The organism is Burkholderia sp. Bp9140 (assembly GCF_003853425.1).
In the GTDB taxonomy this organism is placed as follows: Bacteria; Pseudomonadota; Gammaproteobacteria; order Burkholderiales; family Burkholderiaceae; genus Burkholderia.
In genome coordinates, this window is the sequence record NZ_QTPQ01000019.1 from 100465 (window position 1) to 120311 (window position 19847).

Below are 19847 nucleotides of genomic sequence, written 5' to 3' on the forward strand. Positions count from 1 at the left end.
CCGTCGACGAACCGGCCCGGCCGAACGCTGCTGCCGGTCCGTCATGCGGGACGATGCGCGGACGTGAGGAAATCGGTCCACGCACCCTCGACGTGCTCGATCGACAACGCACCGAGCCAGAACAGCGCGGCCACGCGGCCGTGAACCTGCACGTCGATGTCGCTGGAGGTCAGCCCGCGCCCGGCGACGCGCGCCGCCCGGATCCGGGACGCGAGGGTCGCATCGCGGATCCAGGCGCCGACGGCCGACGCCAGGCTCGCGAGCTTCGTCCGCACGTTCGCGTCAGCCGATGCGTGGCGAGGCGTCGCGATCCACGCGCACGACAGCCTCGGCATGCTCGCGATCGGCACGATCGGCGGCATGCGCCCGAGGCGCGTCGGCCTGCCGCCGGTGCCGTCGCGCCGCGTATGGTCCGATCCCTTCATCGTGCCTCCTCGTGGGTGTGCGGATGCCGCTGCGGGTCAGCGGCGCCGTCCGGTTCGCGCCGCCGCATCGGCAGACGACACGTCGACGATCACGCCGGCGAGCGTCGGCATGTCGACCGGCTTGCACAGATACGCGTCGAAGCCGGCGGCCATCACGCGGTTCCGGTCCGCCGTGCCCGCATGCGCGGTGACCGCGACGACGGGCAGGCGCCCGCCGCCGCCCGGCAGATGGCGGATGTGGTCGAGCAGCCAGTAGCCGTCGCCGTCCGGCATCGCGAGATCGGACAGCACGACGCTCGGGTGCTGCTGCGCGACCACGTCGAGCGCGTCGTGCCCCGATTGCGCGGTCGACACCTGGGCGCCGAGCGTTTCGAGCGCTGCCGCAAGGCTCGCGCGCGACGTCGCGTCGTCGTCGACCACCAGCACGCGCCGGCCGTCGAGCGCGACCGCCGTGGACGCACCGCTCGGCCGCACCGGGTGGTCGGCCGGATCGTCAGTGCCCCAGTCCACCGGCAGCATCACGGTCACGGTCGTGCCGCGTCCCGCGCCCGCGCTCGTCGCCTCGACTTCGCCGCCGTGCAACCGCGCGATGTTGCGCACGATCGACAGGCCGAGCCCGAGGCCGCGTTTCGGCGACGCGGACGCACCTTCCGGCCGGTTGAACGTATCGAACAGATGCGGCAGGCGTTCCGCGGAAATGCCCTGCCCCGTATCGGCGACCGACAGCCGCACGCGCGCGCCGGCCCGGGTCAGCGACACCTTGATGCGGCCGCCGGACGGCGTGAACTTGATCGCGTTCGACAGCAGGTTCGACAGCACCTGGCGCAGACGCTCGCCGTCAGCGGAGATCACGCAGTTGGACATCGCGCACTGGGTCGACAGTTCGAGACCGTTCGCCTCCGCCGTCGCGCCGAGTTCGCGCACCACCTGACGCACGACGCGCACGAGGTCGACAGGCGTGCGTTCGAGCCGCATCCGGCCGGTCGCGAGCGACGACGCGTCGAGCAGGTCGCCGACCATGCGCGACAGCGACCGCGCACTGCGATCGATCGCGTCGATCGCCTGATGCGCGAGGTCCTGGCCGTCGGCGCTGCGCAGCACCTCGACCCAGCCGTAGATCACGTTCAGCGGCGTGCGCAATTCGTGCGACACGGTGGCCAGCAATTCGTCCTTCAGCCGGTTCGACTCGTCGGCCTGCACGCGCGCGTCGCGTGCACCACGCAACGAGCGCAGGTCGCGCCGCTCGTCGCGGCGGCGTTCGTGCGCCTCGCGCAGCGTCATCGACAGGCCGGTGCAGTTGCCTTGCGCGTCGACGATCGGCGACGCCGCGAAGGTCGCGCGAAAGCAGCCGCCGTCGCGGCGCAGGCACAGGATGTCGAGCGGCCCGGCGGGCATGCGCGGGTTCGCGAACGACACGGGAACGGGATGCAATCGCAGCCAGCGCGGCGCGATCAGTGTCGTGACGTCGTGCCCGATCGCCGCCGCCGCATCGATGCCGAAGAGCCGCCGCGCGGCCGGGTTCCAGCTCGTGATGCGCCGTGCGGCATCGAGGCCGATGATCGCGTCGGGCGATGCATCGACCACGCGGCGCAGCAGGATGTCGTCGAGCGAGCGCGCCGCGGGCGCCGGTTCCCGGCGCGGCGTGCGCGTGCCCGCATCGTCCGCTTCCGCACCCTCGGCCCCGCGCAGCCGGTCGTTTGGGAACAGCGGCCTGACGGCCATCACGAGCACGCATTCGACGAAGCTGATCGCGATGAAGGCGCCGGCCTGCGCGAGCCATGCAGGCAGCGGCGCATCGCGCCACCACAGCGCGCCGACCACGGCCACGCTCGCGGCGGTCGCGGCCAGGCCGCCGGCGAACGAGGTCAGCCACGCCGCGGCCGCGACACCGACGTAGAAAGGCAGCGGCGCAAACGGTTCGTGCACGCCGACGAAGTGAATCGCCCACGCCTGCAGCGCGGACGCCAGCCCGACGGCCAGCACGACCCATGCGCCCTGCCGAAACAGCCCACGGGTAAAGGTCCTCATCATTTCCCTGCATCGCGCCGGCAACCGTCGCCCGACGGGATGCCGCCTCGGCGGTCGGCATCCGTCAAGCGTGCCGCGCGAGCCTAGTGGCTGCCGCAACGCGCGTACCCGCGGTATGACGATTGACGACTTCGCCGCGCAAGCCGCACCGGCAGCGTCGCTGCCGCGTCGCCTGGCCGCGTGCCGCCCGCGCGCGGCACGGGCTTGCAGGCGCCTTTCGATTTTTCATTCGGCGGGTGTAAAAAGGCATCGATGGGCTATGCCGGCCGCGGCATGCCGGCATCGCGATGCGGCGATCGCGTATTTCTTCCGGTGTCGCAGCGGGAATTGGAATTTTCTATATTGCGGCACCTTCCGGGCCCTTCCGCTGTCGATAATAAATATGGCAACGAGGGAATGCGCGATGCCGATTTTCAAAACGGCCCGCTTACGCCTATGGCTGAATCCGCAAACCGTCCGAAGCAACGCGCCGACGCGCGCCGGCTGTCCGGCCGCTCCACGGCGATGCGCACGCTGCTCGGCCGTATCGAGAAAATCGCTCCGACCCGCGCCAGCGTGATGATCGCCGGCGAAAGCGGGGTCGGCAAGGATATCGTCGCGCGACGGCTGCACGACCTCAGCGCGCGCCGCGACGGGCCGTTCGTGCCGGTCAACTGCGGCGCGATTCCGGCTGACATCGCCGAAGCGCAATTGTTCGGTCACGAGAAAGGCAGCTTTACCGGCGCCATCGCGCAGCGGGAGGGTGTCTTCGAAGCCGCGTGCGGCGGCACGCTGCTCCTCGACGAGATCGCGGAAATGCCCGCGGCGCTGCAGGTGAAGCTGCTGCGCGCGCTCGAATCGAACACGATCGTGCGCGTCGGCGGCACCGAGTCGGTTCCGCTCGACGTGCGCATCCTGTCGGCGACCCGCCACAACCCGGCCGAAGCCGTGCGCGACGGCCGGCTGCGCGAGGATCTGTTCTACCGTCTCGCCGCGTTCGCGCTGTATGTGCCGCCGCTGCGCCAGCGCAACGGCGACGTCGAGGCGATCGCGCATGAGTTCGTCGAGGCGCTCAACGCGCGGCACTGCTCGCACAAGCGGCTGACCGACGCCGCGATCGCCGCGCTATGCGCGTATTCGTGGCCCGGCAACGTGCGCGAGTTGCACAACACGATCGAGCGCGCGTACATCCTCGCGGACGACGGCATCGACGTCACGCTGCCGAAGCCGACGATGCTGCCCGACCAGACGTCGGACGACGCGATGGCGCTGCCGCTCGGCGCGACGCTGCACCACGCGCAGCAGCGCTTCATCGCGGCGACGCTGGACCACTTCGACGGCAACAAGCCGCAAGCGGCGAAAGCGCTCGGCATCAGCCTGAAGACGCTCTACAACCGGCTTGCGCTGATGCGCGACGGCGGCCACGCCTGAGCGTCGCCGCGCGCGTGGCGCGCACCTGCCCGACTTGCGTCACCCGGCACGGGTCACGCGACCTTGAACTGCCCGACCGTCGTCGCGAGCGCGTTCGCCTGCGACTGCAGCGCGGTCGCGGCCGCGGTCGACTGCTCGACGAGCGCCGCGTTCTGCTGCACCATTTCGTCGAGCTGCGTGACCGCGCGGTTCACTTCCTGAATGCCGCGCGTCTGCTCGTTCGCCGCGTGCGTGATCTCGGAGATGATGGTCGTCACGTTGGCGACGTTCGACACGATCTCGCGCATCGTGTCGCCGGCCTGGCGCACCTGCCCCGACCCGGCCGACACACTCGCCACCGTCGACTCCACCAGCACCTTCACCTCGCGCGCGGCCTGCGCGCTGCGTTGCGCGAGGCTGCGCACTTCCTGCGCGACGACCGCGAAACCGCGGCCCTGCTCGCCGGCGCGCGCCGCTTCCACGGCCGCGTTCAACGCGAGGATGTTGGTCTGGAACGCGATCCCGTCGATCACGCCGATGATGTCGCCGATCCGGCCCGACGCTTCCTCGATCTTCTCCATCGTCGCCACCACGTCCGACACGACCACGCCGCCGTGCGACGCGATCCGCGATGCCGCGGCCGCGCGTTCGTCGGCCTGGCCGGCAGCCGCCGCCGACTGGCCGACCGTCGCGGTGATCTCCTCCATCGACGCGGCCGTTTCCTCGAGGCTCGCCGCCGCCGATTCGGTGCGCGACGACAGGTCCTGGTTGCCCGCGGCGATTTCGTTCGCGGCCGTGCGCACGGATTCGCTCGCGTCGCGGATCTGCCGCATCACGTCGTTCAGCTTGTCGACGAAGCTGTTGAACGAGCGCGCGATATCGGCGACCTCGTCGCGGCCTTCGACCGGCAGGCGCTGCGTCAGGTCGCCCGTGCCCGAGCCGATCGACGCCATCGCCTGACGCACCTGCGACAGGCGGCGGAACGCGGTCGTGGTAATCGCCCCGACGATCAGCGACGCGACGCCGACGATCACCACCAGCGTGATCAGCGACGCGGTCAGCAGCGAGCGCATCCCGGCTGTCGCTTCCGGCTTGTCGAGCAGGACCAGCGCATACCAGTCGGTGCCCGGCACGGCCCGCGCGCGCACCAGCTTCGCGTCGCCGCCGACGCGCACTTCGACCGGCGCGGTGGCCGCGGCCAGCGACGCGGCGCCCATGCCGCCGAGCTCGGGCGACACGTCGGCGACCGGCTTCAGCGTGAGCTTCGCGTCGGGATGCGCGACGACGTGGCCGCTGCTGTCGATCAACATGCCGAAGCTCGCGGGCGTCGGGTGGATCGACTTCACGTTCGCGATCACGCTGTCCATCGCGACGTCGGCCGCGACGACACCCTTCAGCGCGCCGTCACGCAGGATCGGCACCGCGAACGTGACGACCAGGTTGCCGGTGCCCGCGTCGACGTAAGGCGGCGTGACGACCGGCTTGCCGGCCTGCGCGGCCTGCTTGTACCACGGGCGGCCGGTCGGATCGTAGTCTGGCGGGATGCCGGTCGGGTCGGAGAAACGAAACGCCTTGTCCGCGTAGCCCGCGTACACGTTCGTGAAGCCGCCGGCCGCGGCCATCTGCTTGAACACCGGCAGCGGATCGAGCGACAGCGCGGCATCCTGCAGCGACGCGATCATCCGGCTCCTTGTCGCGACCCAGTCGCCGATGCCGACCACATGGCCGCTTGCGACGGATGTCAGGTTGCGGTCGATTGCGTCGTCGTTGTACGCGTGTGCGATGAAGTAATTGATCAGCGTGGTGGCAACGAGCGCGAATACGACGATGGCGACGCACGCCGCAAGGATGCGGGTCCGGATGGACGAGAACATGGCAACGACTCGGTGAGGGAGCGCGAACGCCCGGTGAACGAATTCACCGGGTAAACGGCATTCGCGCCGCTTACTTGAGGCCGTTGCGTCAATTCAACGAAACATGTGAAGAAAAAGGCTGCCGGCACGCAAGCGCGTTGCCGGCACGTGCGTGCGGCGGTTGCCGATGCCCGCTGCACGCCCTACATGGACGAAGCCGGCCGCGGTCCGGGAGCGCCAGTGGCGTTGGCCGCGGCGAGCGTTTCTCACAATCGGTGGCTGGGACTCGTATCCGGCTTCTCTTGCGGCGTGCCGGGCGATGTGTCGCGTTCGAGTTCGTCCTGTCTGCGCATCCGCTCGCGCAGGTGACGAATCGCGAACACGTGGATGTAGTCGTGCACGCGGGCATCGGACGACAACGCACGTACTTCGTCGTCGAGCATCGTACGCAACTGGTCGTCGCCGATTGCGCGTTGTTCGGCGACGGCCTTCAAAGATTCAAGCAAATTGTCCTGTGACATCGACGGGCTCCTGACGGTCGAGGAACGAAAGGAAAAGATGACGCTACCGGAAGCTTAGAGACTGGATGGCCGCCCGGCGTGCGATGCGCCGAAGCGTGTTTGCGCGCGATCAACGGCACATTGCGTGCCGCCGCACCGATCCGTCGCTGGATCGGTCCGCGCGCGGAATTCGCGGCCCACATGACCCGCGAACGACTGGAAGGATTGCCGCGCCACCCCGGGGCGCGGCACCACGCGACCGCGCAGACGATTGACCGTCTGCGCGACGCTGATGCATTGACGACGTTAGACCGGCCGAAATCCTGCGTCAAGCGACGCGCGCAGGCCGCAATTCGTCTGCTCGAAGGCACCGGATCGCGGTGCCGGGCATCGCCCGCCGGCCCGCCGCCCCCCCACCGGCGCGGCCGATCGCCGGTCCGGCGTGTCAGCGGATTCCGATACGCCGCACGCAATGCCTGACAGCGACTTCAGCGCGCGCCGATTGGCAGCGCAGTGTCGGTGACGGATACTGATGTCATGAACGATGCGTTCATACCCGGTCATCGCTCAGCCGGCCGTCGAGCCGGCACGCGGGGTCCGACGCAGGAGACCAATCATGGCTCATCGCAACTTCCCGGCCCGGGACGGACAGCGGCGCACGCGCACGCTGTCCGCGCCCGGCGTGCCGGCCGGTATCCGCCCGCCCGCGGATCTCGACGCGTTGCTCGTGCTCGCGCGCGAATCGGGCCTGCTCGTCACGCTCGACGGGCAGATCGGCCGCGAAAAATACCAGAGCGTCGCGGGGTCGGTGCTCGCGCTGCAGCGGTTCGCCGCTGCCCTCTGCGCGCGGGCCGACGCCAATGTGCCGGTCGTTGCGGGGCCGCGCCGCAAGACGCGCCCCGGCTGGCCGCGGCTGCGCAATCGCATGCCGGGCGGTCGAGGACGGCTGCATGGCGTGCGTCGGCGCGCACGCGTATGCCGCGGCGCCGGCCACCGGCGCGACCAGCGAGCGCCATGCGCCGCGTGAACGCCTGACGGCAGCGCCTGAACACAGCCGACGCGGCACGGGGCCGCGTGATGGCGCGCCACCCGGTCGGTAGCGAGCGCCGCGCGCGGCAACGCATCGCATGCCGCGATCCACGCCGATCCGCGGTCGTGCGATCACGTGTCATCACTGCCGTTCCACACGGCGGCATCGACGGGAAAAATACCTGCGAGGAAAGTAGTCTGCACGGGGCCAGGAAAGCGGACGGGGTGGAATCCACCCCGTCCGTCGTTCCAAGGCAGCCGCCGGCTGCCTACCCTCGTGCCGGAGAGTGCTTGATCGGCTCACGCGCCGCGCGATGCGTGGCGCGGTGCCGGAAATCGGTTGGTCGCACGGCGCCGGACACGTGTCGGTTCGTGCGTCTCGGACCCGACGCATCGCAGCGCACGCCGCGTACGGACGACAGCGGGTCCGCCAAGCGGACGCCGTGTCAGTGTGTCACGCAAGGCGCACGACGTTTCTGATGCAGGTCAACGAAGGTCCGCTTCGCATCCGCCGCAGCGCGATCCTCACGCCTCGCCGCGCACGAGCAGCACCGGCACCTGCGCGAGATGCGCGACCCGGCGCGCGACGCTGCCGATCAGCCAGGCGGCGATGCCGCGCCGGCCGTGCGTGCCGACCACCAGCAGTTCCGCATGCCAGTGCACCGCATCGCGCATCAGCGCATGGGCGACGTCGTCGCTGGTCGGACGGGTTTCGACGATGCCGCGCTTGGTCGGGTTCCCCGTTGCATGGAACAGCGGGCCGATCCGCGCCAGCGCATCCTCGCCCTCCGCGCGATACGCATCCTCGAGCGCGCGCACCGGCACGATATCCGTCAGACGAACCGCGCGATCGACGACATAGGCCGCGTACAGGAGCGTCGTCGGCGCCGCGAAGCCGAGCCCGACGCGTACCGCGTGCAGCGACGGCTCGCTGCCGTCGACCGCGAACATCAGGCGCTGCAGCGGCCCGTCCGACGGCCGCGCATAGTCGGCGGGCACGATCAGCAGCGCGCAGCGTGCCCGCGTGGCCAGCGTGTCGGACACCGCGCCTTCGACGAGCCGAAGCAACCCGTGGTGCGGATTCGCACCGACCACGAGTACATCGGCATGCCATGCCGAGGTGTCGTTCGCGAGTGCATTGGCCACCGTGCCGCCCGTGACCGACGTATCGACGATCACCTGCTCGACGGTCACGCCACTGCCGGCGAACTGTGCGGCGATGCGCTCGAGCGTCGCCTGCGCTTCGCGCATCATTTCCTCGCGCGCCGATGTCAGCAGCGCGTCGACGCGCGGGATGTCGGGCAGCACGAGACGCGGATTGTCGATCGCGCAGACGATGCGCACCCGCATGCCGGGACGCAACAGCGTTCGCGTATAGCGCGCGGCGGACAGCGACTCCGGCGTCAGGTCGACGGCCAGCGCGATTCGCTCGAGCGGCATGATGATCGGAATGGTCGGGGTGGATTGCATGGCGAAGGTCTCCTTGCGGACGCGTCGTCGCGGCCGACGACCGGAGCTTCGCGCGGCAGCGACACGCGGCGGCCGGACGGACGGCGCGGTCGCAGGAATCGGCGGATGGCCACGCGAAGCGCGGACAAGCGATTCAGACAGCATATGACGTCCGGCCCGCGCGTGCATGATCGTGATCAAATACCCGTGCGGGCCGCGATGCGCCGCGTGCGCGTGTACGGCGCGCGGCGCGGCGACTTTCGCTTACGACTTCGTCGACGCGGGTGCACCCGCGCGGTTCGCATGGCGTCACTCCGACTGGAATCGCCGTGGATTATCGGCATTTTCCGGAGCAATCCGGAAACGGATCGGGCCTTTCACGGAATACGCCCGTGCGGCCCGTGCGACGCGGCTGTGCGCGTGGCGGGCTGCAACGGGATCAATCGCTTTCGGCGCGAACGAACGCGCGTCGAATGTGCGCAATCAAGCGTCCGCAATAGGCAGGCGGGTCTATAAGAATAATCGGAGGTTTGGCGCCAGCCGTTTTTGCGCGAATGAGAAGCGTGAAATCGGCGGCGGAATCGGGACGTGCGCGCCATGCCGCGCACGATTTATTTGGACAACGTCGCGCGCACCGTATATTCGCCTTCGATCGCGACGCCGTGGTCCGGCCGCACGAAATACCGCGACGCATCCAGATCGGCCGGCAGCGGCTCGACCGGATAGCCGTGCTTCTCCCACGCGTCGAGCCCGCCCTTCAGCGCCCGGATGTTGTGGAGCATTTTCTTGCGCTGCATCTTCGCGATCAGGCGCTTCGCGGTGGCCTCGTTCGGGCACACGCAATACACGACGATCGGCCGCTTCAGCAGCTCGGGATCGAGCAGGTCCGGCGAATCGAGATCGACCGGCACCGCGCCGGCGATCCGGTACGGCTCGCGTTCGCGAATCGCGCGCGGCCGCGCGTCGAAGATCAGCGGCGGTTCGTTCGACGTCATCATCTCGACGAGCTGCGGCGGCGAGATGCGCACCTGCGCGAGGTAGCGGCGGAACTGCACGCGGCGCACCCAGCGGTACAGCAGGAACGTGATGAAGATCGCGAGGAACGCGTCGAGGATCGTGCCGCCGCTTGCGCGCACCCACAGCACGAACTGCACGATCTGGTCATGCACGGCCGCGCCGCCGACGAGCCAGAACGCGGCCCACAACGACGCGCCGGCCAGATCCCAGAACAGGAACACGCCGATGCCGATCGCGGTCGTGCCGAGCAGCGGCGCCGACACGAGGCCGAGACCCGGCAGGAATTTGGAGAGGACGAGCAGCGGCGCGCCGTATCTTTCGAACACATTACGCGCGAAGCGCAGCGTCGTGTCGAGCGACAGCGAGAAACGCACGAGACCGTTCAGCAAGCGCCGGCCGCGCGTGCGGCCCATGAAGAACCACATGGAATCGGCGAGCATCGTCGCGCCGATCGCCGCCGCGAACATGCTCGCCCAGGACGCCTGCCCCATCGCCGCCATCGTACCGCCGAGGATCAGCATCGGCACGGCCGGCACCGGCACGCCGAGCTGCGTGATCAGTACGCTCGCGAACACGGCCCACGGGCCGAGCGACGAGGGAATCGCAATGGGAAAGTGCCACACGGAGGCGCTCCTGGAAGACATGCGGACCGTGCGACGGGGGCGCCGTCGATACGGCAGGCAGCGATCGCCGCGGCACGCCCGCGGCTGATCCTGCACCACGGTGCATTCTAAACGGGTTTGGCCGGGACCGCGCGGAACGGCCGCCGTCGGAGGCGGCCGCCACGCTCACGCGTCGGGGCGCTGCGCGAGTCCCGCGACGTATTCCGTGTATTCAGGAAACGCGGCGGCCAGTGCCGTCGCGTCCGCGAGCTCGAACTCCGCAAACTCGAACCCCGGCGCGACCGTGCAGCCGACGAGCGCGACGTGTTCGGGCGACGCGCAGCGCGCGCCGAACCAGCGCCCGGCCGGCACGACGGCCTGGAACACCGTGCCCGGATGCGTGAGCGGGTTGCCGAGCCGATGGATCGTCAGGCCGTCATGCTCGTCGAGCACCCACACTTCGAGCGGATCGCCCGCGTAGAAATGCCAGACCTCGTCGGAGCGGATCCGATGCCACGACGAATACGCACCGTCGCACAACAGGTAGTAGATCGCGGTCGACGCCGCGCGCGGCGCGCCGTCGGCCGGACGCACGACCGTATCGGCCGCGCGGTAGGTTTCCCGGAAATAGCCGCCCTCGGGATGCGGCTGAAGATCGAACTGGCGAATCAGATCGGCGGCGGAGATCGGCATGGCGGATGACGTCGGTGAAGTAGGAAACCGGGCACGCGACGCACGGCACGGCCGATCGGGAATGCGATCGGCCGGCGGCGCGTGCCGCTGCGTCGATCGCCGCGGCCATGCACGCGGCGACTGGATCGCGCGCGAAACGCGGCGCGCGACGATGAAGCGAACACCGGTCGATGCTGCCAGAAGTGCGGGTCACGATGCAACCGTCGCGACACGGCAACGCCCCCGCCGGGCGGCGGATGCGCGGCACGTCGATCAGCGCGCCGGACGCATCGCTGCCCTCGCCACCCAGCCCGAATCCGCGCGGCAGCCCGCTGCCCGCCACCGCTCACACTTCAGCGCCGCACCGCTTCGTCACGCGGTTGCCGCCGCGGCCGGCTCGTCGTGCCGCACCAGCAGCACGGGCCGGTCGGCCGCGCGCAGCAGCGATTCCGCGACACTGCCGAGCAGCAGCCGGCGCAAGCCGTGCCGCCCGCTCGTGCCCATCACGATCAGATCGGCGCCGGCCTCGGCCGCCGTGCGCATCAGCACCGCGGCAACGTCCTCGCCGTACGCGTCGAGCGCGCGCACGGTGCCCCGCACATGCTGCTGCGCGAGCACCGCTTTCGCGTCGTCGAGCACGGGGGTTGCCGCAGCGGCGGCCGCCGCGTCGCCGTCGCGTTCGGCCGCAAAGCCCGCATCGACGTCGACGAGCTGCGGCCGGTGCTCGACGACATACGCGCATGTGACCTCACCGCCCGACGCCGCCGCGATCCGGATCGCCTCGTTCAGCGCGAGACGCGCGCTCGGGCCGCCGTCGAGCCCGACGAAAATCCTCTTGTACATGGTCCGCCCTCCCACCGGGCACGCGTTGTGCATCGCGCAATCGCGGCCCGTCATCGCAAGCCGGCCCGATGCCGGCTCGCCTGCCGAACAGTCTGCCCCACGTGCCGACGCGCCGCTTGATGCGCGTCAAGCGCGGCCGGCACGCCCGCTTCGTGGCCCGGCCGCTGCATTTTCAGGTGACCCCTATTACAAAAAACGTGCAAAACGCGCACAATTTCATCTTGAAATTTGACATCGCACGCGGCCGGTGCGAGTTTTTACCGGTTTTGCCGCGCTGCCCGCGTGCCACGGGCGGCCCCGACACCAGAATGGCCATCGAATGACCGCCAGTGGAACCCAATCGCGTGACGCCAGAGGGCCCACGCGCTTCCAGACCATGTTACGCCAGCCGCTTGCGGCCGGCGTCGTTACGCTGTTCGCCGGTGCGGCGCTGTCGCTCGGCGTCGCGCTGCTCGTGCGCGAGCAATGGCAAGGCGCCGTCCATACGCGCTTCGAACGCCGCACGACGCACGTGACGGCGATGCTGCGCCACGAGCTGCAAGCCGGCGTCGCCGTGCTCGAAAGCGCACGCGGCGCATTCACGCTCGCGCCGCGGATGACGCCCGAACAATGGCGCCGGTATGCCGACACGCTCGATCTCGACAGCGGGCGTTCGCCGGTCCGGCAGCTCGGCTATGCGCCGCTGTCGCAGGCGACACGCAGTGCGCTCGCCGGCCATGCGCCGATGCCGGCCGGCCCGCTCGCGGTGGCGGCGCTCGGTGCGCCGGTGTCGAGCTCGGCCGCCGTGCACTTCGGCGCGCTGGATCAGGCACCGCTGGCGCGCGCGCTGCGAACCGGCGATGTCGCACTCGGGATCCACCCGGCCGACGACGATACGTCCCGCGATTCGCGCATCCTCACGCTGTTCCTGCCCGCGGCGGCTTCGTCGCGCACGGCCGTCACGCCGGCCGGCGCCGGTGAAACCGGCGCCGACGGCGTGCTGTTCGCGGAAATGAGTCCGAATCGCATGGTCGAGCGTGCGCTCGACGCGGAACGCGGGCTCGACCTGCGGATGACCGCCGGCGACGACCCGCACCCGATCGCGAGCGCCGAGACGACGACCGACGAGGCATTGGCCTCGCCCGACCTGATGCGGCGCACCGAGCGGCTGAACTTCGGCGGCACCGTGCTGACGCTCGCCTATTCCGCGGACGGCCGGCCGAGCGCGACCGGCGCGCAGCGGGCGGCGGGCACCGTGCTCGCCGCGGGGCTGATCGCGTCGTTCGCGTTCGCGGCGCTCGTCCATGCCCTGCTGCGCCGCACCGGCGCCGCCGATACCGGCGCCAGCAGCCGCGGCATCCTCAACGAGGCGCGGATGATGGGCATCATCCGCTCGTCGATGGAGGCGATCATCACGATCGACGAGAAGCAGACGGTCGTGATCTTCAACCCGATGGCCGAACAGGTATTCGGCGTGTCGGCGATGGAGGCGATCGGCGCGCCGCTGTCGCGCTTCATCCCCGAGCGGTTTCGCGCCGCGCATGCGAAGCACGTCGACCAGTTCGGCGTGACGGGCGTGTCCGAGCGGCAGATGGGCCGCCAGCGCGTGCTGTTCGGGCTGCGCGGCAACGGCGAGGAATTCCCGATCGAGGCGTCGATCTCGCAGATTCGCGATGCGTCGGGCAAGCTCTATACGGTGATGCTGCGCGACATCACCGAGCGGCAGCGCGCCGAGAATGCGCTGAAGCAGTCGCGCGAGGAGCTGCGCGAACTGTCGGCGAACCTGCAGAACGTGCGCGAAGAGGAAAAGACCCGCATCGCGCGCGAACTGCACGACGACCTCGGCCAGCAACTCACCGCGCTGAAGATGGACCTGTCGGTCGTCGAGCAGCAACTGCGCGTGCCGGGCGATACGCAGCCCGACGTCGGCGTGCTGTCGCACCTGCAGGGCATGCGCCGGCTGATCGACGCGACCGTCGCGTCGGTGCGGCGCATCGCGGCCGACCTGCGCCCCGTGATGCTCGACGATCTCGGCCTCGTGCCCGCGATCGAATGGCTGGCGAACGACTTCACGAACCGCTACGGCATCGACGTCGAACGCCACATCGAAACGGGCGGGCTCACGTTCACCAGCACGGGCGCGACCACGCTGTTCCGGATCGTCCAGGAAGCGCTGACGAACGTCGCGCGCCATGCGGATGCGACGCGCGTCACGCTGCTGCTCGACATCGAGGAAGGCTTCTGCGTGCTGCGCGTGGCGGACAACGGCCGCGGCGCGGCGCCGGGCGGCACCGCCCACGAGGACAAATCGTTCGGCCTGATCGGCATTCGCGAACGCGCACACATGCTGGGCGGCAGCGTGACGATCGATACCGCGCTCGCGTGCGGCTTCTCGATCACCGTCGCGTTCCCGCTCGGCTCCGTTCAACAGGAAACCACCCTCACATGATCAAGGTGCTCATCGCCGACGACCATACGCTCGTGCGCGACGGTCTGCGGCACATCCTCCAGAACGCCACCGGATTCGAGGTGGCCGGCGAAGCGTGCGACGGCCCGTCGACGATCGCGCTGGTTCGTTCGACGCCCGCGCAGGTGCTGGTGCTCGACCTGTCGATGCCGGGCCGCAATGGTGTCGAACTGATCAAGCAGATCAAGGACGAGAAGCCGGCGCTGCGCGTGCTCGTGCTGACCATGCACGCGGAACAGCAATACGCGGTGCGCGCGTTCCGCGCGGGTGCGTCGGGCTATCTGACCAAGGAAAGCGCGAGCGCCGAACTGGTCGGCGCGGTGACCAAGGTGGCATCGGGCGGCGTCTACGTGAGCCTCGCAATGGCCGAGCAGTTCGCGCAGAGCCTGAACGAGCCGGCCGAGACGCTGCCGCACCAGCGGCTGTCCGATCGCGAGTTCGACGTGTTCCGCCGGATTGCCGCCGGACAGACGCTGACCGAGATCGCGCAGGCGCTATGCGTGAGCGCCAAGACGGTCAGCACCTACAAGACCCGGATCCTGGAAAAGATGCAGATGCCGCACGAAGCGGCGCTGGTCCGCTACGCGATGCGGCACAAGCTGCTCGACGAAACGGACGACGTCTAGGCGACCGAACCGGCGAACCGTGCCGGCTGCGGCGCAGCCGTTACTTCGCCGACACCGGGCACGCCAGGTCGCCTTCCTCGCAGGACAGATAGCCCTTCAGCGTCTCGTTGCGGGTCTTGCTCAGATCGTCGAGGCAGGTCGACACGACCATCGGATACGCGCTGCCGCCTTCGGCGTTCGCGCTGGAGAAGTTGCATTCGGCATCGCGGTAGGCGATCCATGCGCGCTGCGCATTCACGAGTTTCTCCGCGAGCGGCTTCGCCTCGCGCAGCCGCGCAGTGACGGCCTGGTAGGTGCGGTTCAGCTCCGCGTCGGATTTCCTGTACGCGCGATCGGCACACGCCGTCATCGTCGCCTGATCCGTCGCGTCCGCACAATTCGCCTGCGCATGGGCAGCGTTCGCCGTCAGCGCCAGCGCGCACAGCAGACCGGTCAAGACACGCATGGATGCTCCTGTTTGTTTTCGTCGATTCGTGGAACGTGGTGCCGGGCTTGCCGCCGCGCCTCGGCGCGCGGCGTCGCAGCCCCGCCGGCGCTACCCCCTCCGCCGCGGCTGCCGTAGCGTGGCGATACCGACCGCGATGCTAGCGCACGCGCGGCGGCTTGTCAGCCGTCGCGACACTGGCCTCGGACGCAAAAAAGCCCGCACTCGGCATCGAGTGCGGGCTTTCCGATACGGTCTCGCCGGCGGCCCGGAGGCCGCGCTGCGAACGGCTTAGCGACCGAAGTACACCGACGAACGGTCGGCCGCGGCCGGCACCGTCACGCGCTGGCCCGACTGCGACGTCGCGGCCGGGTTCGAGCCGTAGCCCGTTGCGTCAGCCTGCGCGCCGGTGTTCCGTGCCGCGGCGATCTTTGCCTGGGCGGCCTGGATGTTTTCCGGATAGTTCATCCAGTCGTTCGGGTTGTAGCCGGCCTTCTCGAGCTGGACCAGCTCGGCACGCACTTGCGCGCGCGTCAGCGGCTGCTGGTTCGATTGGGCGAACGAGACGACCGGTGCGGCCACCAGAGCGGCCAGTGCAACTGCCTTGATCAGCGATTTCATGATGCGTTACCTCCAGATTGTTTTGTCAGGCGCTTCGGACTCGGTAGTCGTTGCGCATGAATGAAAGTCTAGGCGGCTCGGCTATCAGGGTAAATACTTAAATCGCAAATTCACTGTTGACCGAATCCGTACAATTGCCGCGCATTCGGTCGAATGCGTCAGATGATTATCGTCGCATCCGCAACCAATAAGCTGCGGCAGGCTTTCGCATGCCCCGCCCGGGCGGAGCGAGCCATCGGACCGCGGGCAACCGCCCCGCGGCTGCCGCGACTGTCACGTTTGCCCCGTTCGAAACATCAGCGAACCGGATCGGCCTCCGCTGCTCCCAACGACGCGTCGAACAGTAGCGCCTTGAGGCAAATCCGGTCGGCGGTGGCCATTTCGCCGAAGGCAGCGTGGTGAAGCGTCCAGCCCGGCGTCGCCGGATCGACGTGCGCCGCGCGCACCGTGCCGTCGAGCGTCAGCAACGCGACGCGATCCCCGTCCGAATAGGGCAATTGCACGCTCAAAGGCTCGCCGGCCGCCGCGAGCGGCCGGTCCACCGCGATCGACAATCCGTTCAGGCTCAGATCGCGAACGATCCCGATGCCGTCGGCCTGCGCCGGCCCACCCGTGCAGCAGGCCGCGATCCGTACCGGCACGCGCGGCTCCGCGCGCGTGCGCAACCGGTCGACGAAGCCCGGCGGCGACAGCACCATGTACGGCGCACCGCCCGAGGCCTGCACCGCTTCGACCGTCGCACCGAAGCGCGACACCGCCGACCGGCCGATCGCGACCGCCTCGACGTCGTCGCCGCGGGCAAAATCGAGCACGACCGCCGGCTGCGGTTCGACGAACAGCGCGCCCGATGCGCCGACCCCGATCAACCGGCAGCGCTGCAGCACGCGCGTCGTGCCGACCCGCCGGCGGACGCCGATCGCGGCGCCGGCCGACAAGCCCATGCGCATCGCCGCCGGCGCCGTGTCGTGCGTCGGCGCAGCGGGCTCGGCGTCATTGCACCGGCGGACGGGCCGGAAGTGATCGAACAGGAAGGCATGCTGCGCGGGATCGCGCAGCGTGGTGCCGGCGGGCAGCAGCGCGGCGCCGCCCGCATCGTAGAGATCGAAGCCAAGCGGGACGCCGGTGCAGACGTCATCGCGCGCGAGCGCGACGTGATCGGTGATAAGCCGCATCGGAAAGGCGCGGAGCGACCGCGCGAGCTGTCGTGACAACGTTATTACGGCAGCATCGCGCGAAATCTGAACGGCTCGTTACTCCGAACCGCTGGTCGCGCCGGGTGAAACCGGCGTCGGGGCCGGCGCCGGCGACGGTGCAGCCGCGGGCGGGACGGCCGGTGCGGAGCCGACACCGCCGCCCCCCGTTGTGCCCGAACTCGTCGCGCTGCTCCCCGCCGCCGGCGGCTGCACGGCCGGCGGTTGCGACGCGCCCGCCGACATCGCGGCGGCCGACGCCGCCACCTCGGACGCCGGAACCCATTCCTCGACGATGCCGCCGGATGCCGCCTCGGGCGCCGACGCAGCGGATGCGGCCGACGCAGCCGCTGCGTCCGCCTCCTCGGGCTGACGCTCGATACGCTGCGTCCTGACCGGCGCCGGTGCCGTCTTCGGCTCGGGCCCGAACCATCCGTCGACCAGGTCCGTCACCCGTTCGCGCACGGACGCGAACCAGCCGGGCGACGGCTCGGTATCGAATCTCAACTTCGTGTCGACGATCCGGGCGCGTTGCGCGCGCTGGAAAAAGTCGCCGACGATCGGCAGCGCGCTGTGCGCGCCTTGCCCCCAGTAGTCGCTGCGCAGCGTCACGCGGCCGTCGTCGAAGCCGACCCACGCGCCGGCCACCAGCCCGGGCTGCATCAGGATGAACCAGCCGTCCGCGTTGTCCTGCGTGGTACCGGTCTTGCCTGCCACGTCGCCGCGAACCCCGAAGCGCGTGCGGATGCTGCTGCCGGTGCCGCGCGTCACGACATCGCGCATCACGTCGAGCAGCGTCTTGTCGGTTTCGGCGTCGAGCGCGCGCTCGGGCGGCGCCGGCGCGTATTCGGCGAGCACGTCGCCCTGGCGGTTCTCGATGCGCGTCACCATTTGCGGCTCGGCGTACAGCCCGCCGTTCGCGATCGTCGCGTACGACGCGACCATCTCCTTCAGCGTCACGGGGCTCGTGCCGAGCGCCAGCGACGGCACGCGCTCGAGCGGGCTCTCGCGCACGCCCATGTCGCGCGCGAGCCGTGCCACGGCCGCCGGGCCGACCTTCTCCATCACCTGCGCGGTGATCCGGTTGCGCGACAGCGCGACCGCGTCGCGCAGCGTCATCGGCTTGCCTGACGGCGGCGCGTCGTCGTTCGGCCGCCAGATCTCGCCGCCCTTCAACGGAATCTCGACCGCCTGGTCGATGAACGTGTCGTCCGGCTTCATCCCGTTCGCGAACGCGGCACCATAGACGAACGGCTTGAAGGTCGAACCCGGCTGGCGCCGTGCCTGCGACACATGATCGAACGGCTCGTTCGTGAAATCGCGGCTGCCGACCCACGCGCGGATCTGGCCGCTGCGCGGATCGATCGCGACGAAGCCGGCCTGCACGTCGGTCTTCGCCTTGCACAGGGCGCGCATGAAACCGCGGTCGGCGGCGAGCTGCTTCATCGCGGCCGCATCGTTCTTGCCGGCATCCTGCGCGGCCTTGTACTCGGGCGACTCGCGCATGAAGATGCGGAACACCTCGTTGTCGGTGCCGCAGCCGTCGCGGCCGCTCCAGGCGTTGTTCGCGATGCCCTGCAGCTGGTTCGCCTGCTGCGTCAGCGCCTGGGTCGCCATCTGCTGCAGCCGGGAGTCGATCGTGGTGCGCACGATCAGCCCGTCCGAATAGATGTTGTAGTCGTTGCGGTCGGCCCAGCCGATCAGCCATTTGCGCAGTTGCTGCGCGAAGTGCGGCGCGGGCCCCGGCGGTTCCTTCTGGCGCTCGAAATCGATGCGCAGCGGCCGGCGCTGCAACGGCGCGAACTGCGCCGGCGACAGCTTGCCGTACTTCACCATCTGGCCGAGCACCGTGTTGCGCCGCTGCAGCGCGCGCTCGGGGTTCAGCACCGGGTTGTAGTAGCTGTTGCCCTTCAGCATCCCGACGAGCGTCGCGCTGTCGAGCACGTCGAGTTCGTCGGCCGACTTGTCGAAATAGGTGCGCGCGGCCATCTCGACGCCGTACGCGTTGTACAGGAACGGCACCGTGTTCAGGTAGGTCTCGAGGATCTGGTCCTTGCTGTAGACGGCCTCGATCTTCAGTGCGGTGATCGCCTCCTTCACCTTGCGCGTGAGCGTCGGCGCGCGGCCGATCTCGTCCGGATACAGGTTGCGCGCGAGCTGCTGCGTGATCGTCGAGCCGCCCTGGCGGTTGCCCGAGAACGTATGGAGCGCGGCCGACGCCGTGCGTTTCCAGTCGAGGCCGTGGTGCGCGTAGAAGCGATGGTCCTCGGTCGCGATCAGCGCATCGACCATGTGCGGCGAAATCTGCTTGAGCGACACCCATTCGCGGTTCGACGGCTTGAATTCCGCCAGCAGCTTGCCGTCGGCGGACAGCACCTGCGCGGGCTGGTCGACGCGCGCCTTGCGGATGTCGCCGATGCCGGGCGTGAACGGAATCAGCAGCAGCACGTACAGCAGGAACAGCGCCGGCACGGCGGCGGCCGCCAGCAGCATGCCGCGGCGCGTCGGATGACGGAGATGGTGCCAGGCGGAGGCCAGGACACGCTTGACGGGCACGGCGGCAGCGGCCGCGACGGGTTGGGCGCGCGCAACCCATTTGGCACAGAGGTCACGCACTGACGACACGTTTCGGCGATTCACGCGGGTGGGGGATCTGCTGGAAAGGCTGCATCGTACCAAAACTCGCGCGGCACACCGGCCGGCGGCCGTCCCGGGGCCGCCCGAACGGCATCC

17 protein-coding genes and 1 pseudogene are annotated in these 19847 nt (G+C 69.6%); 6 read left to right on the forward strand and 12 right to left on the reverse strand.

Annotation, left to right across the window (positions count from 1 at the left end):
• Positions 1–41: 41 nt before the first annotated feature.
• On the reverse strand, positions 42–425 hold the full coding sequence (locus DIE21_RS17525; RefSeq protein WP_124498883.1) for a transporter: 384 nt from the start codon (positions 423–425) through the stop codon (positions 42–44).
• Between the two features lie 36 nt (positions 426–461).
• Positions 462–2453, reverse strand: a complete 1992-nt coding sequence (locus tag DIE21_RS17530; protein ID WP_124498884.1) for an ATP-binding protein — start codon at positions 2451–2453, stop codon at positions 462–464.
• A 382-nt stretch (positions 2454–2835) separates the two neighbouring features.
• Between DIE21_RS17530 and DIE21_RS17535 the strand changes: the two are divergent.
• Positions 2836–3863: pseudogene (locus DIE21_RS17535) on the forward strand (sigma-54 interaction domain-containing protein).
• A 53-nt stretch (positions 3864–3916) separates the two neighbouring features.
• Here DIE21_RS17535 and DIE21_RS17540 read toward each other — a convergent pair.
• Both DIE21_RS17540 and DIE21_RS17545 read right to left on the reverse strand, forming a co-directional pair.
• Positions 3917–5716, reverse strand: coding sequence for a methyl-accepting chemotaxis protein (locus tag DIE21_RS17540; protein ID WP_124498885.1), 1800 nt, complete (start codon positions 5714–5716; stop codon positions 3917–3919).
• Between the two features lie 245 nt (positions 5717–5961).
• Positions 5962–6216, reverse strand: a complete 255-nt coding sequence (locus DIE21_RS17545; RefSeq protein WP_124498886.1) for a DUF3562 domain-containing protein — start codon at positions 6214–6216, stop codon at positions 5962–5964.
• Positions 6217–6315: 99 nt separating this feature from the next.
• Between DIE21_RS17545 and DIE21_RS17550 the strand changes: the two genes are divergently transcribed.
• Together DIE21_RS17550 and DIE21_RS17555 are read left to right on the forward strand one after the other, a co-directional pair.
• Complete coding sequence (locus tag DIE21_RS17550; protein WP_124498887.1) at positions 6316–6675, forward strand: hypothetical protein; 360 nt, start codon at positions 6316–6318, stop codon at positions 6673–6675.
• Positions 6676–6811: 136 nt separating this feature from the next.
• The gene (locus tag DIE21_RS17555; protein ID WP_124498888.1) at positions 6812–7222 is read left to right on the forward strand and encodes a hypothetical protein; all 411 of its coding nucleotides are present in this window, start codon (positions 6812–6814) and stop codon (positions 7220–7222) included.
• Positions 7223–7749: 527 nt separating this feature from the next.
• Here the strand turns inward: DIE21_RS17555 and DIE21_RS17560 are convergent.
• The 4 genes from DIE21_RS17560 to DIE21_RS17575 all read right to left on the reverse strand — a co-directional run bounded on the left by DIE21_RS17560 (position 7750) and on the right by DIE21_RS17575 (position 11807).
• Complete coding sequence (locus DIE21_RS17560; RefSeq protein WP_124498889.1) at positions 7750–8694, reverse strand: universal stress protein; 945 nt, start codon at positions 8692–8694, stop codon at positions 7750–7752.
• Positions 8695–9284: 590 nt separating this feature from the next.
• Positions 9285–10313, reverse strand: coding sequence for a DedA family protein/thiosulfate sulfurtransferase GlpE (locus tag DIE21_RS17565; RefSeq protein WP_124498890.1), 1029 nt, complete (start codon positions 10311–10313; stop codon positions 9285–9287).
• Between the two features lie 165 nt (positions 10314–10478).
• Positions 10479–10985 carry a cupin domain-containing protein gene (locus DIE21_RS17570; protein ID WP_124498891.1) on the reverse strand — a complete coding sequence of 169 codons (507 nt, stop codon included), beginning with the start codon at positions 10983–10985 and terminating at the stop codon, positions 10479–10481.
• A gap of 351 nt (positions 10986–11336) precedes the next feature.
• The gene (locus tag DIE21_RS17575) at positions 11337–11807 is read right to left on the reverse strand and encodes a universal stress protein (RefSeq protein WP_124498892.1); all 471 of its coding nucleotides are present in this window, start codon (positions 11805–11807) and stop codon (positions 11337–11339) included.
• 68 nt (positions 11808–11875) lie between these two features.
• Here DIE21_RS17575 and DIE21_RS17580 point away from each other — a divergent pair, with 68 nt between their 5' ends.
• From DIE21_RS17580 to DIE21_RS17590, 3 genes are read left to right on the forward strand one after another with little or no spacing between them, the layout of a single operon-like run.
• On the forward strand, positions 11876–12130 hold the full coding sequence (locus DIE21_RS17580) for a hypothetical protein (protein WP_124498893.1): 255 nt from the start codon (positions 11876–11878) through the stop codon (positions 12128–12130).
• Positions 12127–14235: a PAS domain-containing sensor histidine kinase gene (locus DIE21_RS17585; RefSeq protein ID WP_124498894.1), complete on the forward strand. Its 2109-nt coding sequence runs from the start codon at positions 12127–12129 to the stop codon at positions 14233–14235. The genes DIE21_RS17580 and DIE21_RS17585 overlap by 4 nt, the downstream gene beginning before the upstream one ends.
• The gene (locus DIE21_RS17590) at positions 14232–14879 is read left to right on the forward strand and encodes a response regulator transcription factor (RefSeq protein ID WP_006755659.1); all 648 of its coding nucleotides are present in this window, start codon (positions 14232–14234) and stop codon (positions 14877–14879) included. The genes DIE21_RS17585 and DIE21_RS17590 overlap by 4 nt, the downstream gene beginning before the upstream one ends.
• Before the next feature lie 40 nt (positions 14880–14919).
• Here DIE21_RS17590 and DIE21_RS17595 read toward each other — a convergent pair whose 3' ends face one another.
• The 4 genes from DIE21_RS17595 to DIE21_RS17610 all read right to left on the reverse strand — a co-directional run bounded on the left by DIE21_RS17595 (position 14920) and on the right by DIE21_RS17610 (position 19730).
• Entirely contained in the window at positions 14920–15324 is a 405-nt protein-coding gene (locus DIE21_RS17595; protein WP_124498895.1) for a lysozyme inhibitor LprI family protein, read from the reverse strand.
• Positions 15325–15594: 270 nt separating this feature from the next.
• Positions 15595–15924 carry a DUF4148 domain-containing protein gene (locus DIE21_RS17600; protein WP_124498896.1) on the reverse strand — a complete coding sequence of 110 codons (330 nt, stop codon included), beginning with the start codon at positions 15922–15924 and terminating at the stop codon, positions 15595–15597.
• A 296-nt stretch (positions 15925–16220) separates the two neighbouring features.
• On the reverse strand, positions 16221–17096 hold the full coding sequence (locus DIE21_RS17605; RefSeq protein ID WP_124498897.1) for a PilZ domain-containing protein: 876 nt from the start codon (positions 17094–17096) through the stop codon (positions 16221–16223).
• 78 nt (positions 17097–17174) lie between these two features.
• Positions 17175–19730: a penicillin-binding protein 1A gene (locus tag DIE21_RS17610; protein WP_124498898.1), complete on the reverse strand. Its 2556-nt coding sequence runs from the start codon at positions 19728–19730 to the stop codon at positions 17175–17177.
• Positions 19731–19847 lie beyond the last annotated feature (117 nt).

What these genes read in the sequence shown, in the direction of transcription:
- DIE21_RS17525 (WP_124498883.1), bottom strand. Translation starts at nt 425, where the DNA reads ATGAAGGGATCGGACCATACGCGGCGCGACGGCACCGGCGGCAGGCCG.
- DIE21_RS17530 (WP_124498884.1), bottom strand. Translation starts at nt 2,453, where the DNA reads ATGAGGACCTTTACCCGTGGGCTGTTTCGGCAGGGCGCATGGGTCGTG.
- DIE21_RS17540 (WP_124498885.1), bottom strand. Translation starts at nt 5,716, where the DNA reads ATGTTCTCGTCCATCCGGACCCGCATCCTTGCGGCGTGCGTCGCCATC.
- DIE21_RS17545 (WP_124498886.1), bottom strand. Translation starts at nt 6,216, where the DNA reads ATGTCACAGGACAATTTGCTTGAATCTTTGAAGGCCGTCGCCGAACAA.
- DIE21_RS17555 (WP_124498888.1), top strand. Translation starts at nt 6,812, where the DNA reads ATGGCTCATCGCAACTTCCCGGCCCGGGACGGACAGCGGCGCACGCGC.
- DIE21_RS17560 (WP_124498889.1), bottom strand. Translation starts at nt 8,694, where the DNA reads ATGCAATCCACCCCGACCATTCCGATCATCATGCCGCTCGAGCGAATC.
- DIE21_RS17570 (WP_124498891.1), bottom strand. Translation starts at nt 10,985, where the DNA reads ATGCCGATCTCCGCCGCCGATCTGATTCGCCAGTTCGATCTTCAGCCG.
- DIE21_RS17575 (WP_124498892.1), bottom strand. Translation starts at nt 11,807, where the DNA reads ATGTACAAGAGGATTTTCGTCGGGCTCGACGGCGGCCCGAGCGCGCGT.
- DIE21_RS17580 (WP_124498893.1), top strand. Translation starts at nt 11,876, where the DNA reads ATGCCGGCTCGCCTGCCGAACAGTCTGCCCCACGTGCCGACGCGCCGC.
- DIE21_RS17585 (WP_124498894.1), top strand. Translation starts at nt 12,127, where the DNA reads ATGACCGCCAGTGGAACCCAATCGCGTGACGCCAGAGGGCCCACGCGC.
- DIE21_RS17590 (WP_006755659.1), top strand. Translation starts at nt 14,232, where the DNA reads ATGATCAAGGTGCTCATCGCCGACGACCATACGCTCGTGCGCGACGGT.
- DIE21_RS17595 (WP_124498895.1), bottom strand. Translation starts at nt 15,324, where the DNA reads ATGCGTGTCTTGACCGGTCTGCTGTGCGCGCTGGCGCTGACGGCGAAC.
- DIE21_RS17600 (WP_124498896.1), bottom strand. Translation starts at nt 15,924, where the DNA reads ATGAAATCGCTGATCAAGGCAGTTGCACTGGCCGCTCTGGTGGCCGCA.
- DIE21_RS17605 (WP_124498897.1), bottom strand. Translation starts at nt 17,096, where the DNA reads ATGCGGCTTATCACCGATCACGTCGCGCTCGCGCGCGATGACGTCTGC.